This is a genomic window from Micromonospora wenchangensis (assembly GCF_002210435.1).
Taxonomy (GTDB): Bacteria; Actinomycetota; Actinomycetes; order Mycobacteriales; family Micromonosporaceae; genus Micromonospora; species Micromonospora wenchangensis.
Genome location: NZ_MZMV01000020.1, coordinates 49,015 through 62,795, shown reverse-complemented (window position 1 = coordinate 62,795; position 13,781 = coordinate 49,015). Strand labels below are relative to the sequence as shown.

The 13,781-nt window shown below is 76.4% G+C and carries 13 protein-coding genes; 6 read left to right on the top strand and 7 right to left on the bottom strand.

The genetic code is table 11. The annotated features are described in order from the left end of the window. Positions 1-64: 64 nt before the first annotated feature. The gene (locus tag B5D80_RS14215) at positions 65-1,516 is read right to left on the bottom strand and encodes a S8 family serine peptidase (protein WP_158224175.1); all 1,452 of its coding nucleotides are present in this window, start codon (positions 1,514-1,516) and stop codon (positions 65-67) included. A gap of 214 nt (positions 1,517-1,730) precedes the next feature. On the opposite strand from B5D80_RS14215, the gene B5D80_RS14210 reads away from it, so the two are divergent. From B5D80_RS14210 to B5D80_RS14200, 3 genes are all read left to right on the top strand, one after another. After that, positions 1,731-3,314, top strand: a complete 1,584-nt coding sequence (locus B5D80_RS14210; RefSeq protein ID WP_158224174.1) for a hypothetical protein — start codon at positions 1,731-1,733, stop codon at positions 3,312-3,314. A gap of 139 nt (positions 3,315-3,453) precedes the next feature. Beyond that, the gene (locus B5D80_RS14205; protein ID WP_088644335.1) at positions 3,454-4,938 is read left to right on the top strand and encodes a S8 family serine peptidase; all 1,485 of its coding nucleotides are present in this window, start codon (positions 3,454-3,456) and stop codon (positions 4,936-4,938) included. Beyond that, positions 4,935-6,101: a S8 family serine peptidase gene (locus B5D80_RS14200; protein WP_088644334.1), complete on the top strand. Its 1,167-nt coding sequence runs from the start codon at positions 4,935-4,937 to the stop codon at positions 6,099-6,101. Before B5D80_RS14205 ends, B5D80_RS14200 begins: the two co-directional genes overlap by 4 nt. Before the next feature lie 117 nt (positions 6,102-6,218). Here the strand turns inward: B5D80_RS14200 and B5D80_RS14195 are convergent, their stop codons facing one another. Further along, a complete protein-coding gene (locus B5D80_RS14195) occupies positions 6,219-6,890 on the bottom strand; it encodes a helix-turn-helix domain-containing protein (RefSeq protein WP_144081664.1) in 672 nt (223 codons plus the stop codon). A gap of 31 nt (positions 6,891-6,921) precedes the next feature. Between B5D80_RS14195 and B5D80_RS14190 the strand changes: the two genes are divergently transcribed. Both B5D80_RS14190 and B5D80_RS14185 read left to right on the top strand, forming a co-directional pair. Then, complete coding sequence (locus tag B5D80_RS14190) at positions 6,922-7,614, top strand: CPBP family intramembrane glutamic endopeptidase (protein WP_158224173.1); 693 nt, start codon at positions 6,922-6,924, stop codon at positions 7,612-7,614. A 51-nt stretch (positions 7,615-7,665) separates the two neighbouring features. Beyond that, positions 7,666-8,610 (top strand): acyltransferase domain-containing protein, encoded by a 945-nt coding sequence (locus B5D80_RS14185; protein WP_088644331.1) that lies wholly within the window; start codon positions 7,666-7,668, stop codon positions 8,608-8,610. Here B5D80_RS14185 and B5D80_RS14180 read toward each other — a convergent pair. After that, the gene (locus B5D80_RS14180) at positions 8,607-9,107 is read right to left on the bottom strand and encodes a MarR family winged helix-turn-helix transcriptional regulator (protein WP_088644330.1); all 501 of its coding nucleotides are present in this window, start codon (positions 9,105-9,107) and stop codon (positions 8,607-8,609) included. The genes B5D80_RS14185 and B5D80_RS14180 overlap by 4 nt on opposite strands. Positions 9,108-9,138: 31 nt before the next feature. Here B5D80_RS14180 and B5D80_RS14175 point away from each other — a divergent pair, with 31 nt between their 5' ends. Further along, the gene (locus B5D80_RS14175) at positions 9,139-10,209 is read left to right on the top strand and encodes a bifunctional NAD(P)H-dependent oxidoreductase/GNAT family N-acetyltransferase (RefSeq protein WP_088644329.1); all 1,071 of its coding nucleotides are present in this window, start codon (positions 9,139-9,141) and stop codon (positions 10,207-10,209) included. A gap of 24 nt (positions 10,210-10,233) precedes the next feature. On the opposite strand, the gene B5D80_RS14170 is transcribed toward B5D80_RS14175, so the two are convergent. The 4 genes from B5D80_RS14170 to biuH form a co-directional block, all read right to left on the bottom strand. Continuing rightward, the gene (locus B5D80_RS14170) at positions 10,234-10,620 is read right to left on the bottom strand and encodes an AtzH-like domain-containing protein (RefSeq protein ID WP_088644361.1); all 387 of its coding nucleotides are present in this window, start codon (positions 10,618-10,620) and stop codon (positions 10,234-10,236) included. 93 nt (positions 10,621-10,713) lie between these two features. Further along, the gene (locus B5D80_RS14165) at positions 10,714-12,375 is read right to left on the bottom strand and encodes a regulator (RefSeq protein ID WP_088644328.1); all 1,662 of its coding nucleotides are present in this window, start codon (positions 12,373-12,375) and stop codon (positions 10,714-10,716) included. A gap of 12 nt (positions 12,376-12,387) precedes the next feature. Continuing rightward, positions 12,388-13,080, bottom strand: coding sequence for a cysteine hydrolase family protein (locus B5D80_RS14160; RefSeq protein ID WP_088644327.1), 693 nt, complete (start codon positions 13,078-13,080; stop codon positions 12,388-12,390). A gap of 9 nt (positions 13,081-13,089) precedes the next feature. Beyond that, on the bottom strand, positions 13,090-13,779 hold the full coding sequence (biuH, locus tag B5D80_RS14155) for a biuret amidohydrolase (protein WP_088644326.1): 690 nt from the start codon (positions 13,777-13,779) through the stop codon (positions 13,090-13,092). Between the last annotated feature and the right edge of the window lie 2 nt (positions 13,780-13,781).

The following is a 13,781-nucleotide window of genomic DNA, read 5'->3' as shown; positions in this document are numbered from 1 at the left end:
GCCCTGGTCGGGCCCCGGGCGGGCCGGTGGTGCGGCGGGGGTGGGCCCCGTGCGGCGGGGTGGGTCAGCGCCGCCGACGGCGACGCAGGCCGACGGTGAGGGTGACCAGGGTGAGGATCGCCGTCAGCACGGTGATCGCGCCGGCCGGGCTCCTGCGCTGCACGGTGGTGGCGACGCCGGCCGGGGTGGCGTTCACCGCCGCCGCCGGATTGATCATGCCCCAGCCGTGCCACGGGTCGGGCCCGCCCGCCGGGGGTGCCGCCCCGTCGGCCGTGGCCGTGACCCGGGCCGCCGCCTCGACCGCGTCCAACCGGGGCGCGCTGGAGCGGACCAGGGCGACCAGCCCGGCGACGAACGCCACGGCGTAGTCCGTGCCGGTGCCCTGCACCTCGCCCGAGCCGATCCCGAGACCCACCACGTCCACGCCCGGTGCCACCACGTCGACCTCTCCCGGCCGGTGCACCTCGGCCAACCGGTCGTCCGGGCCCACCGCGCCGACCCGCAGCACCCCCGGCGGCAGGGCGGCGCCCTTCGCCGCCGTCGCCGGACGGGCCGCCACCACCACGGTGGTGCCCCCGGTGACCGCCGCGCGCAACGCCGCGACCACCCGCTTGTCGGTGGTGTCGACCGAGCCGCCGACCACGGCCACCCCGGCCCCGGCCGTGGTCGCCACCCGCAGCGCGGTCACCAGCTCGGTCGACTCCGCCGTCCCGGCGGCCATGCCGACCCGGACCGGCAGGACGGTGGCCTCGGGGGCGAGACCGACGAAGCCGGTGCCCGGCTGGCGGGCGGCGGCGACGATCCCGGCCAGCGCGGTGCCGTGCCCGGTGCAGTCCCGGTCCCCCCGGGTGTCGCCGCCGGCCCCGGCGTCCGCACCGGGACGGACCCGGCCGGCCAGGGCCGGCGGGGTGGCGTCCACCCCGGAGTCGATGACCGCGACCGTGACCCCCGCGCCCCGGCCCCGGGTCCAGGCCACCTCCGGGGTCAGTCGCAGCTGCGCCCAGGGCACCCCGCCGATCCGCCGCTTCGGGGCCACCGTGCAGACCAGGGCGCTGGTCGGCGCGGCGCTCGGCCGGGGGCGGGGCGTCGCCGCCGGGCGGGCCGGGGCGAACGCCGGCAGCGGGCCGTAGCTGACGCCCACGCCGACGGCGTCCCAGGGCAGCACCAGGACCCAGCCCCGGCGCAGCACCGCGGGGTCGGTGACCGCGATGCCGTCCGGTTGGACCCGTCCCTTGTTCAGGGCGAAGATCTCCGGGTACCGCTGCGCGTCGCCGAGGACCCGCAACGCGACCTCCCAGAGGTGTTCGACCCGGCCCTGCTCCGCGCCGACCACCAGGTACTTCACGAAGCCGTTCGGCGCGGTGCCCGGCCGGGCCGGCGTGCCGGCCGGGGGCGGAGGCACGGGAGCGGCCGGCGCGGGCGTCGCCACGACCGCCGTCGACGCCGGGACGGCGAGCCCACCGAGCAGCAGGGCGGCCAGCGGACGGGACCATCGGGCCCGGTGGCGTCCGGTCACCGGAAGCGGGCGGGACAGCGCTACCTCCCAGCGTCGTCGTGGCCCGCCCAGGCTACGGCCTCCCCCGTGCCGGCCCCGGGTCCGGTCGATTGCGATTCGGCCAACCGGACGGGGGACGGACGACGAAGCCGGACTGAACAGATCGCCGGTCGCCGCCGTTGTAGGCAGCGGCCGGGGAAGGGCTGCACCCGGTGGAGGATCAAGGAGGCTGACCGTGCGACTGCCGACCACTACCGGCACCGGGCGACCGGTGACCCGACGGGTCACCCTCCGGTCGAGGCGGCGCGGCATCGTCGTCACGACGGCGGCGGTCCTGGCCGCCCTCCTGCTCGCCGCCGCCCACGCCGCGGGAACGGTGCCCGACCGGGGGTCCGTCCACCCGGCACCGTCGCACGCGGGGTCGGTCGGGACACCGTCCGCCACGAACTCCCCCGGTGCGGCACCGGCGGGACGGTACTACGTGGTGGGGCCGCCGGTGGGTGGGCAGCGGGAGTACCTGTACCAGATCGCGGCCACCACCCTCGGCGACGGCAACCGGTACCGGGAGGTCTTCGAGCTGAACCGGGGCCGCCGCCAGCCCGACGGCGGACGGTTGACCGACCCGGCCGAACTGCGCCCCGGCTGGGTGCTGGCCCTGCCACCTGACGCGCGGGGGCCGGGCGTACGCATCGGCCCGCTGCCGCCGACCGGCGCGGACGCCACCCCACCGGCCACGGCCGACCCGGGGCACACCGGTCAACTGGTCGTGCTGGCCGGACTCGCCGCCGTCGCCCTGCTCGTCGCCACCCTGCTGCGCCGGCCGCCCCGACGTCGGCGGGCCCTGCCCGGCCTCCCCGCCCGGCTCGCCCTCGCCGCAGGCGGCCCGACACCGCCTCCCCCGCACCTGCCGGTCGGAGCCACCACCTCCGTCGACATCGACCCGCCAGCCGGAGCCGACCCGCCAGCCGGAGCCGCCCTGCCGGCCGGCACCATCCCGAGCGCCGGGGCCGACCCGACCGCCGACGGTGCCCCCACTGCCGTGCCGGCCGGAATCCCGGAACCGGCACGACCGGGCCCAGCGCCACGACCGTCCCCCGTGGACCGATCCGCCCCCGGGGCACGCGCCGACGCGGCGGCACGCCCCGCCCCGGGCCACGGCGTCGACGGCACCGACGCCGGCCCGGTGCCGGACGTCGACGGCGACCTCGACACCGAGGTGACCTCGCCCGCCGGCACCCTGGTGGTCCGGGTGCCCGGGGCGGCGGCGGGCGGCGGGCGGCCGCACCACGCCTGGCAGGTCCCGGCGCAGCCCCGACCGTCGATGCGGCTCCCGGTCCGGCTCGGCCACCGGCGGGGCTGGGCGCTCTGGGTCGACCTGGCCGGCACCTCGGACGTGTTCACGGTCACCGGCCCGGTCGAGGCCGCCCGGCACCGGGCCCGGACCATCGCCGAGCAGGTGCACGCGGCCGGGCACACGGTCACCGTGGTCGGTGACCTGTTCGGCTCCGACCTGCCCGACGGTTGGGTCCGTCGGGCGGCCTTTCCCACCGGGGAGACGGACCTGCCCGCCGGCACCGGGGTGCTGTGCAGCGCCGCCCTGTCCGGCCCGGAGTTGGTCTTCGCCCGCCGGATCGCCGCCCTGACCGGGCACCGGCTGGTGCCGATCGTCGTCGGCCGGGCGTTGCGGGCCCGCTGGTCGGTGACCGTCCGACCGGACGCCACCGCCGGGCCCGAGCACGTCGCCGCCGTCCCGGCCGGCGCGGCACACGGCGGCGGGTCGACCGGCGGCGGGCCCTCCGCTGACGGCGGCACGCCGTGACCGGCGGCCGGTCTCCCGGCGACCGGGGTGAACCGTGACCGGCGGCGCGCCGTTGTGGTCCGGGGGTGCCACGTCGGACGGCCCCGCCGGGCCGGGGCGTCGCACCGGCCGATGCCCGCTGGTGACGAGGAGACGGTGGATGAGCCGGTTACTGGTGTCCTGGACCCGGTCGCTGGGTTGCCTCATGGCGACCTGCACGCTGGTGCTCACCCCGCCCGCCCCGGTCCGGGCGGCCCCACCGCCACCGCCCCCGACGTACGTGAAGTACTACCCGGTGTCCGACGGGGCCGAGGACGCGGTGACGGACCTGACCGGGGTGGCCGCGCGGTTCCTGGCCGATCCCGACCGGGCCGACGAGGTCTACCGGCTCAACGAGGGACGCCGGCAACCCGACGGCGGGGCCCTGACCGCCGTCGGGCAGCGGTTGTCCCCCGGTTGGCTGCTGGTGCTGCCCTGGGACGCCTCCGGCGACGAGGTCCGCTACGGCCTGCTGCCGGCGAACGTCCCGACGGCGAAGCCGGCCCGGCCCGCCCCCGGCGCGGGCGGTGCCGGCTGCGTCCCCGCCACCTCCGGCGACGGTGGGTCACCGTGGACGGACCCGAAGCTGTCCCCGGCGCGCGCCTGGCCGCACAGCACCGGTGCCGGGGTGCTGGTGGCGGTGGTCGACTCCGGCATCGACGGGGAACTGGCCGCCCTCGCCGGGCGGGTCGCCCCCGGGTCGGACGTCCTCACCGGCAAGGCCCGCGCCGACACCGACTGCCTGGGCACCGGCACCGCGATGGCGAGTGTGATCGCGGCGGCCTCCGGCACCGGCCCACCCGCGCCACCGGTGGTCGGCGTGGCCCCCGAGGCGGCGGTCCTGCCGGTGCGGATCGTCGCCGACGCCACCGACGCCGATCCGCAGCGGACGGCGCTCGGCATCGAGGTCGCCGTCTCGGCCGGCGCGACGGTGGTGGCCCTGGGCGGGTACGCGAAGCTCAGCGATCCCGCCGTGACCGAGGCCGTCCGGTCGGCCGTGGCGCACGACGTGGTGGTGGTCGCCCCCGCCGCCACCGCCGACGGTGCCCCGGCACCGGCCCAGGAGGGGCTGCTCCGGGTCGCCGGGGTCGACCCCGACCGTCGGCCCGTCCTGGCGTACCCGGCCGGTGGGGTCGACGTGACCGCGCCCGGCCTGGACGTACCGACGCTCGGCGTCGGTGCCACCACGCCCCGCAAGCGCACCGGCACCGAGTACGCCGTCGCCTACGTCGCCGGGGTCGCCGCGCTGGTCCGGACGGCGCTGCCCGGGGCGGACGCCGTCCAGGTGGCCCGCCGGATCGCCACCACCGCCGACCCGGGGACCCGGTCGAGCCCGAGCCCGGAGCACGGTTGGGGCATGGTCGACCCGCTGGCGGCGGTCAGCACCGGCCCGGACGCGGTGCCGCCGGCCCGTGCCGATTCCTCCGTCTGGCCCGTGCCGGTGGCCGCCGGGCTGGGTGTCCTCCTGCTCGCCGTGGTGGGGGTGTTGGCCCGGCGGGCCCGCCGGCTCACCCACCGGGCAGCGGTATCCCCCGGGCCGTCGGAACCGGACGGGACGGTGGTGGCGGGTGCACCGGCGACGGCTACACGGGGTGCGCTGCCGTGACCGGTCGGTTCGGTCGGGGTCGCGCCGGGATCGTCGGGATGTTGGTCGGCCTCGGGGCCCTGGTCGCCCCGCCGACCGGTGCCGCCGCTGCCGGGGAGCCGCCGCCGCTGCCGGCGACGGCGGGCCGCTGTGTCGGACCGTCGCCGGTGACGGTCCGGGAGACGCCGTGGGCGCTGCGCCTGCTCGCCCCTCAGGCCGGTTGGCCGTTGACCCGGGGGGCCGGGGTGGTGGTCGCCGTCGTGGACACCGGGGTGAGCGCCGCCGCACCCGCCCTGGCCGGGGCGGTGCGCCCGGGTGCCGACGTCACCGGCGGACGGGCCGACAGCGACTGTGCCGGTCGGGGCACCGCCCTGGCCGGCCTCGTCGCGGCCCGACCGACCGGCGGGGGCCCGACCGGGATCGCCCCGGACGCCGAGATCCTGCCGGTGCGGATCACCGACGGGAACCGGCGGATCAGCCCGGCCCGGCTCGCCGCCGGCATCCGGCTCGCCACCACCGCCGGAGCGGACGTGATCCTGGTGGCCGCCGGGGTCACCACGGCGACCCCCGACCTGGCCGACGCGGTACGGGCCGCGGTCGCCCGGGACATCCTGGTCGTCGCCGCCGTCACCGACCGGGGCGGGGAGAACGGCGGGGACCCTCCGGTTGGCTATCCGGCCGGGTTTCCGGCGGTGCTGGCGGTGAACGCGGTCGGTGTCGGCGGGGCGGCCGGTCCGGTGGCGGCCGACGCGGGCACCGACCTGGCCGCCCCGGGGGCCGGGCTCGGCATCGCCCCGAGCGGGTCCGGCCACTACCGGATCGGTGGCGCGGCGGTCGCCGCCGCGTACGTCGCCGGGGTCGCCGCGCTGGTCCGGGCGTACCACCCGGGGTTGTCCCAGGCCGAGGTGCGCGCCCGGCTGGAGCGCACGGCGATCCCGGGTGGCGGGTCGCCCCGGGAGGTCGGCGCTGGGACGCTCGACGCGTACGCGGCGGTCGCCGCGCTCGCGCCCCGGCAGGGCGACCCGCCGGTGCCGGTCGCGGCCGGGCCGGTCGTCGTGCCGGCCGCGCCCGGTCCGTCACGGGCCGCCCGGGTGGCCGGCCTGACCGTCCTCGGCGCGTTCGTGGTGACCCTGCTCGTCGCCGCCGCCACGCTCACCCGGCGGGGCTCCCGTCGGCCCGGGTGAGCCGGCGGTGGGCGGGGACCAGTCGGTGCTCTCCGGGGACACCTGCCGGGTGGGGACGGCGGCGCGGTGCCAGGCCCCAGCGCGTCGGCGAACCCGGCCGGCGCGTGGGACCGGACGTCAGGCGCGCTCCAGCGGGGTGAGGAACAGCCCCAGCTGGTGCGACGGCGGCTGCCCGTCCGTCGGTACGCGGGCGGCCCACCGCGCCAGCACGGCCATCAGCTCGCCCTGCAACCGCTTGGCGTCGGCGGCGGTCAGCGACAGCGGAACCCAGTTGAACACCACCGCCGGGTGGCCGGCTGCCAGCAGCATCGACGGATCCCAGTCACCGCCCTGCGCGGCGAGGTCGACCCGGACCCGGTCCTCGTCGTCGCGGTAGAGCCGGACCGCCCAGTCGCCGATGCCGGCCCGCCCGGCCAGCCGGGTCAGCGCCGTCAGGAACGTCTCCCGCATCGGCTCGTCGACCAGGCGGAAGAAGTCCCGCGCGTCACCGTCCGGCAGCACCATCAGGGGTGCCCGGATCTCCGCCGGCGCCCGGTAGACGGTCACCGCCCGGCCGGCGCGGGCCCGGGTGTCGACGGCCCGCAGCAGCCCGGCCCGCAGCATCGCCTGCACCCGGTACGCCGCCTGTTCCACCGGCAGCCCGATCTCCCGGGCGGCCTCGGCCACGCTGCGGCTGCGTCCCAGGAACGGTTCGAGGAACCGCCGCTTCGCCGGCTGGAGCACGATCCGCGCCGCCCGGACGTCAGCCACCGTGACCGTGTCGGGGCTACTCGAAAAAGGGCCTGTCATGTCGAGGAGGGTATCCGCGAGCGTGACGGCCATGACCCTTCCACTGTCGTGGCCCCGCGTCGTCGCCCTGCACCTGGGTCCGGGCCTGGCCGGCCTGGCGGTCTTCGTCGCCGTCGCCCCGGTCCTGGCGGCGGCCGACCTGCCGCCGGTCTGGGCGATGTACGCGGCGGTGCTGCTGGTGCTCGCCCCGCTGGAGCTGTACCTCGTACGCCGGTTGCGGGGTGGCCGCGACGAGCCCGACACCCGCTGGCCACGGCCGGGTCGGCTGCTCCGGCTGCTGGCCCCGACGCTCGCCGTCGCGGCACTGGCACCCGGTCTGGTGCAGTGGTTGGAGCCGGGCCTGCACGACCTGGTTCCCCTGCCGTCCTGGTGGCGGCTGGACCCGGTGGTGGCCGGTGCCGGTCGCCCGGGTTGGCAGACCGCCGTCACGGTCACCGGCTGGCTGGTCTGCTTCGTCGTGGTCGGCCCGGTCGTCGAGGAGCTGTACTTCCGGGGCGTGCTCCTGCACCGCCTGCCCACCACCCGGCCGGCGGTCGCCGGCGCGGTGCTGTTCGCGCTCTACCACCTGTGGCAGCCGTACGCCTGGCTGACGGTGGCGGTCTTCGCGCTCCCGCTCGCGGTCGTCGCCCGCCGCCCGCGCGGGCTGGTCGTCGCGGCGTCGACCCACGTGCTGGTCAACCTGGTGGCGTTCGTGGTGCTCGCCGTGGGGGCGGTGCACCGTTGACCGGCGGCGGCGGGGGCTCCCGGCGGGTCGGCCGGCCGGTAGGATCGGCCGGTGGACCTGGATGTCGTGGCCGCCCGGCTCGGGGTGCCCGTCGGGGAGGTCGAGCGGGTGCACCGGCTCGCCGGTGACCGGCCGTCGGCCCCGTTGCCCGCCCGCGCCGACGCGCCCGCGCTGCTCGACCGGCTGGCGGTACGTCCGGACGACGCCGCCGAGATCCTGGCCGGCTGGCCGGACCGCGACTCTCCGGAGTGGACGCCCGAGCTGCGCTGGCTGCTCGACCGCTCGACCGCCCTGGCCCGCGCCGACCTCGGCGGGCACGAGTGGCTGTCGCCCGGCCCGGAACTGCCCCGCGACCGGGGGCCGGCCTGGCGGCACCTGTACGTCTACGCCTACCTCGCCCTGGTCGACGTGGTCGGCGGATACCACCGCGAGCGCGGCGTCCCCGGGGCCGTCACCTGGGCGACGCTGGCCGACCTGGGTCGTAACCTGGCGATCGACAGGCGGATGCGCGGCGAGGGCTGGCCGGTCATGCAGAGCTGGCTGACCCTGCACGTCCGGGGCGGCCTCTACGAGCTGGGCCGGCTCCAGCACGAGCGGGGCGGTACGGCCATCGGCCTGCACGTCCCCGACGCGGGGCCGCTGACCCCGGAGGCGGTCGACGCGTCGCTCGACGAGGCCCGCGAGTTCTTCCCCCGCCACTTCCCCGACGAGCACCACACCGCCTTCTCCTGCGGCTCCTGGCTGCTCGACCCGCAGTTGCGCGACTACCTCCCCGAGGATTCCAACATCATCCGGTTCCAGCGCCGGTTCGAGCTGCTCCCCTACGTGCCTGCCGACGGGCCGGACGCCGACGTCGAGGTGCTCCGATTCGCCTTCCGTACGCTCAGCACGCCGCTGGAGCAGTTGCCCCGGCGGACCGCGCTGCAACGCGCGATCGTCGACCACCTGGCGGCCGGTGGCCACTGGCAATGGCGGCACGGGCGGTTCCCGCTCTAGGGTCGGCTCGTTCCTGCCGGCGGTGGCCCGGCTTGGTCGTCGTCGGCCGGGGGCTGCGCCAGCCGGCCGGCGATCCGTTCCAGGGCGGCGAGGTCCTGCGGGGCGAGCCGGTCGACGAGGTGCCGCCGTACCGATTCGACGTGCACCGGCGCGGCGTCGCGCAGGGCGGCCATCCCCGGCGCGGTCAGCACGAGCAGGCAGCCCCGCCCGTCGGCCGGGTCGGGGGCGCGGCGCAGCAAGCCGCGCGCCTCCATCCGGCTGGCGTGCCGGGACAGCCGGCTGCGGGACCAGCCCATCTTGTCGGCCTGCACGCCGAGGGTGCTGGTCTGCGCGGGCTGTTCCGACAGGGTGCTCAGCACCTCGTAGTCGGCCTCGGACAGGCCGATCGCCGCCAGGTCGTGCGCGGTGCCGGCCTGGACGGCGACCAGCACGCGCCGCAGGGCCCGCCAGGCCCGTTCCTCGGTGGGTGTCAGCCACCGCACCGACTTTGTTGACATGTAATCAATCTAGCACCTAGCCTTCGTTTCCATGTCAACGAAACCGCTCCGTGTCCTGGCACTGACCTGCGCCACCCGTCCCGGCGCGCTCGGTCCCGCCGTGAGCCGGTGGCTGCTCGACGCGGTCACCGGCCGGGCGGCGGCACTCGACGTCGAGGTGGTGCCGGTGGCGCTCGGCGACCTGGACCTGCCGTTCCTCGACGAGGAGGAGTCCCCGTCGTCGGGCGTCCACCGGCACGACCACACCCGCCGGTGGAGCGCGACAGTCGACGCGGCCGACGGCTTCATCGCCGTCACGCCGGAGTACAACCACGGGATGCCGGCGACGCTGAAGAACGCGCTGGACTACCTCGGCGGCGAGTGGGCGTGGAAGCCGATCGGTTTCGTCAGCTACGGCCACACCTCGGCCGGCACCCGGGCCGTCGAGCACGCCAAGCAGGTGGTGACCGCCCTACGCATGGTCCCGACGGGCAGCACGGTCGCCGTCCGCATCGGCGACGCCGTGCGCGACGGCCGGCTGTGGCCCGACGCCGACCGCGACGCGGCCGGGGTCGCCCTGCTGGACGAGGTGGTCCGGCTCGCCCACGCCCTGCGGCCGATGCGCGAGCGCGACCGGGCCACCCCCGGCCCGCTGCCCGGGTCCTACGCCCGGCGGCTGACCGTCCACGACGCGCCCGAGGTGACCGTCCTGCAACGGTGCTGCTGGACGGAGGAGGCCCTGGTCAACGAGACACTGGCCATCCCGCCGCTGCACGAGTCGGTGCAGGAGGTGGGCCAGTGGCTGGCGGACTGGCACACCACCGGCCTCTGGCGCGACGGACGGCTGCTGGGCATGGTGCGGACCCGCGCCGACGCCACCGACTGCCACCTGGGACGGCTCGCCGTCGTACCCGACCTGCGCGGACGGGGGGTGGGGCGGTGGCTGTTGCGGGCCGCCGAGGTCGCCGCCGGACCGGGGTGCCGCCGCATCGAACTGTTCACCGGGGCGAGGAGTCAGCGCAACATCGCCCTCTACCGGAGCGTCGGCTACCGGCCGGTGTCACCGGCCGGCCCGGACGGCACCGTCCGCCTGGCGAAGCACCTGTCCGGCACCGGACGCTGACCGGCCCACCGACCCACACCGGGCTCAGGTCGGCGTGCCGGCCGGCTCGGAGACGTGCGCGGTGACGATCCGCCAGCCGACGGGCAGGCGTACCCAGGTCTGGGTCTGCCGACCGGTGGCGGCGGCACCGGGGTAGCCGAACCGGGTGGTCACCACCGCGAGGTCCGGGCCGAACGTGGTGACCACCGGATCGACCAGCCGGCGGCCCGGCGGCAGCGCCGGTTGGGCGGCCCGCCACGTGCGCTGTTCGTCCCAGCCGTACTGGTGGTCGGCGAGGCCGAACCGCACGGTCCGGTCGGACTGCCAGAAGTAGCCGCAGATCCGGTCCGCGTCGCCGTCGACCAGCGCCTGTTCGTAGCCGGCGAAGGCCGCCGTCACCTCGGCGACCACCTCCGCCCGGTCGATCTCCATGTGCTGCGTCCCTTTCCGCCGTCGGATGGCCGGCCGGTGGACCCGGTCGGTGGTCGGGGTGGGGGTCACCGGCCACCGACCGGGCCGGTCGGGTCAGCCGTTGACCGCCGACGCCGGCCGGCTGCCGTCGGCCGGACCACCCGGGGCGGCGACGGTGGCCGGGGCGGTGGCGGCGGCCGGGGCGGACGGTTCGTGCCGGCGGTCCAGTTCGGCCTCGTCCGGGTCGGGGACGCGGGGCGCGGGCCGGCCCAGCGCGAAGACCGCGCAGATCACCGCGACGAAGAGGTAGCCGAGCGCCACCGGACCGTTGGCGTTCCACTCGATCTTCTCACCGTGGATCAGCCCGACGAACGACAGCACCGCACCGACCCCGGCGAAGACCGCCGCCCGGACGAACCGCTTGTCGATGACGAAGACCACCACCGCGCCGAGCACCAGACCGGCGAGGATCGCCCCCTGGCCGAGCACGAGCAGCCCGTCGTAGACCACCCCGGCGCCGTTGAGCGCCTCGTCGCCGACCGTGGCGGCGGTGGTGCCGGCCGCCGCCAGGGTGTTGTCGATCTGGCTGGTGGCCCAGGCCGCGATGTTCGGGATGAGCGCGGCGACCACGGCGGCGGCGTGCGCCCTCGGCGTCGCCTGGAACGCCTGCGCGCCGATCAGCAGCCCGATGTACAGCAGGATCGGCACGATGGCCGCCGTCGGGAAGATCGTCGCGAGCAGGCCGAACATGCCCAGGAAGCACAGCACCGCGATCACCACGCCGGTCGCCATCGAGTAGCCGGTGCGACCACCGGCCGCCTTCCAGCCCGGGTGTCCGACGTAGACGGCGGGCGGGAACGGCGAACCGAGAGCAGCGCCGATCACCGCGCCCGCCCCGTCGGCGAGCAGGACGCTGCGCAGGTTGTAGTGGTCGCCGGCGGTTGCCGCGCTCTCCACGTTGGACATGCCCTCGGTGAAGTTGTAGACCCCGAGCGGGATCGCCGTGGCCAGCAGCGGCGCCATGTCGCCGAGACCGGTGAGCAGCAGGTCCAGCTTGAACGAGGGTACGGCGACCGCGACGTCCCGGGCGGCGGCGGTGACGTCCGGCACCGACATCGCCCCGCCGGCCCAGCCGATCGCCGTGCCGACCAGCAGCGCGGCGAGCCCGATCGGGAACTGGAAGGGCAGCTTCACGTCGGTGAGCAGACCGATCAGCAGCAGCGCGAACACCGGCAACGCCACCCACGCCGTGCGCCACATCTGCCCGGCCGGGTTCATCGAGATGAAGGTGACGGAGATCCCGGCCAGGGTGCCGAGCAGCGCGGCCCGGGGCGCGTACCGGCGGATGTACGGGCCGACGAACGCGCCGACCAGCACGATCACGCCGATGATGAAGGCCCACGCCAGGCCGGCCTCCCAGGCCCGCACCGGGTCCCTGGTGCGCAGGTAGATCGGCAGCATGATGACGAAGATGACGATGAACATGTGCGGCACGCTCGGCCCGTACGGCAGGGCGGTCACGTCGGTGCGCTGTTCCCGGCGGGCCAGCCGCCGCGCCAGCAGGGTGTAGTAGACGTTCCCGGCCACCAGGGCGATGCCCAGCGCCGGCAGGATCGTGCCGAACACCTCCCCCTCGGGGAGGTTCACCACGGCGACGCAGAGCCCGGTCAGGGTGAGCACGTTGACCAGGACGTTGACGCCGAAGCCGAAGAACGCGTTGGTGTCGCCGCGGACCCAGAACGGGAGGGCGACGACGGGGGGCTTGGTGGGGACCATGGCTGCTCCCGGTCAGGAGGAGGGGTGCGACACGGAGGGGGTGGCGAGCGCGGCGCGTGCCTGTGGGGAGTCGGCGACCCACCCGAAGATCCCGCCCTGGGCGGCGATCATGTCGAGTCCGACCCGGTGGAACTCGGGGAAGTACGACCCGACGCAGTCGGCGAGCACGAGGCACTCGTACCCGCGGTCGTTGGCCTCCCGGACGGTGGTGTGCACGCACACCTCGGTGGTGACCCCGGTGACCAGGAGGCTGCGCACCCCCCGCGCACGCAGCAGGGCGTCCAGGTCGGTGGCGTGGAAGGCACCCTTGCCGGGCTTGTCGACGACCGGCTCGCCGGGCAGCGGCGTGAGTTCGTCGATGATGTCGTGGCCGTACTCGCCCCGGACGAGGATGCGGCCGTTGGGACCGGGGTCGCCGATGCGCCGGCTCGGCGCGCCCCGGTGCAGCTTGGCCGGCGGGCAGTCGGACAGGTCGGGCAGGTGCCCCTCACGGGTGTGCACGACGGTCAGGCCGGCGGCGCGGACGTCGGCCAGCAGCGCCGCCAGCGGCGCGATGGTCCGGCGGAGCTGACCGACGTCGTTGCCCAGGCTCTCCCCGAAGCCGCCGGGCTCCAGGAAGTCGCGCTGCATGTCGATGACCAGCAGCGCCGTGCTGGCCGGCTCGAAGGAGTACGGGGTGGGCCGCGCGGCGGCGACTGTCGACACGGGCGTTCCTCACTTCACCGTGGCGGTGATGACGTCGTCGGCGGTGGCGACGCAGCCGAAGACGCCGCCCTGCATGGTCACCATGTGCAGGGCCGCGTCGTGGTTGCCCTTGTCGGTCGCGCCCGTGCAGTCGGACAGGATCAGGCACTCGAAGCCCCGGTCGTTCGCCTCCCGCATCGTGGTGTGCACGCAGACGTCGGTGGTGATGCCGGTGAGGATCAGGTGGGTGATGCCCCGGGTCCGCAGCACCAGGTCGAGGTTGGTGGCGTAGAACGCGCCCTTGCCCGGCTTGTCGACGATCACCTCGCCGGCGGCCGGGGCGACCTCCGGCACGATTTCCCAGCCGGGTTCGCCCCGGACCAGGATGCGACCGGCCGGTCCGGCGGCGCCGATCTCGGCACCGATGCGGGCCGAGCGCCACCGCTTGTTCGCCGGCAGGTCGGACAGGTCCGGTTGGTGGCCCTCCCGGGTGTGCACGACCAGCATCCCGAGCGACCGGGCGTGCGCCAGCAGTCGGGCGGTGGCCGGCAGTCCGGCCCGGGTGAGTCCGATGTCGTAGCCCATCGCGTCGACGTAGCCGCCCGGCCCGCAGAAGTCGGTCTGCCAGTCGATGCAGAGCAACGCCGTCCGTGTGGTGTCCACCGTGCCGTCGTACGGCCACGGGTAGGGGTTGGCCGGTACCGGCCCGATGCTGCCCATCC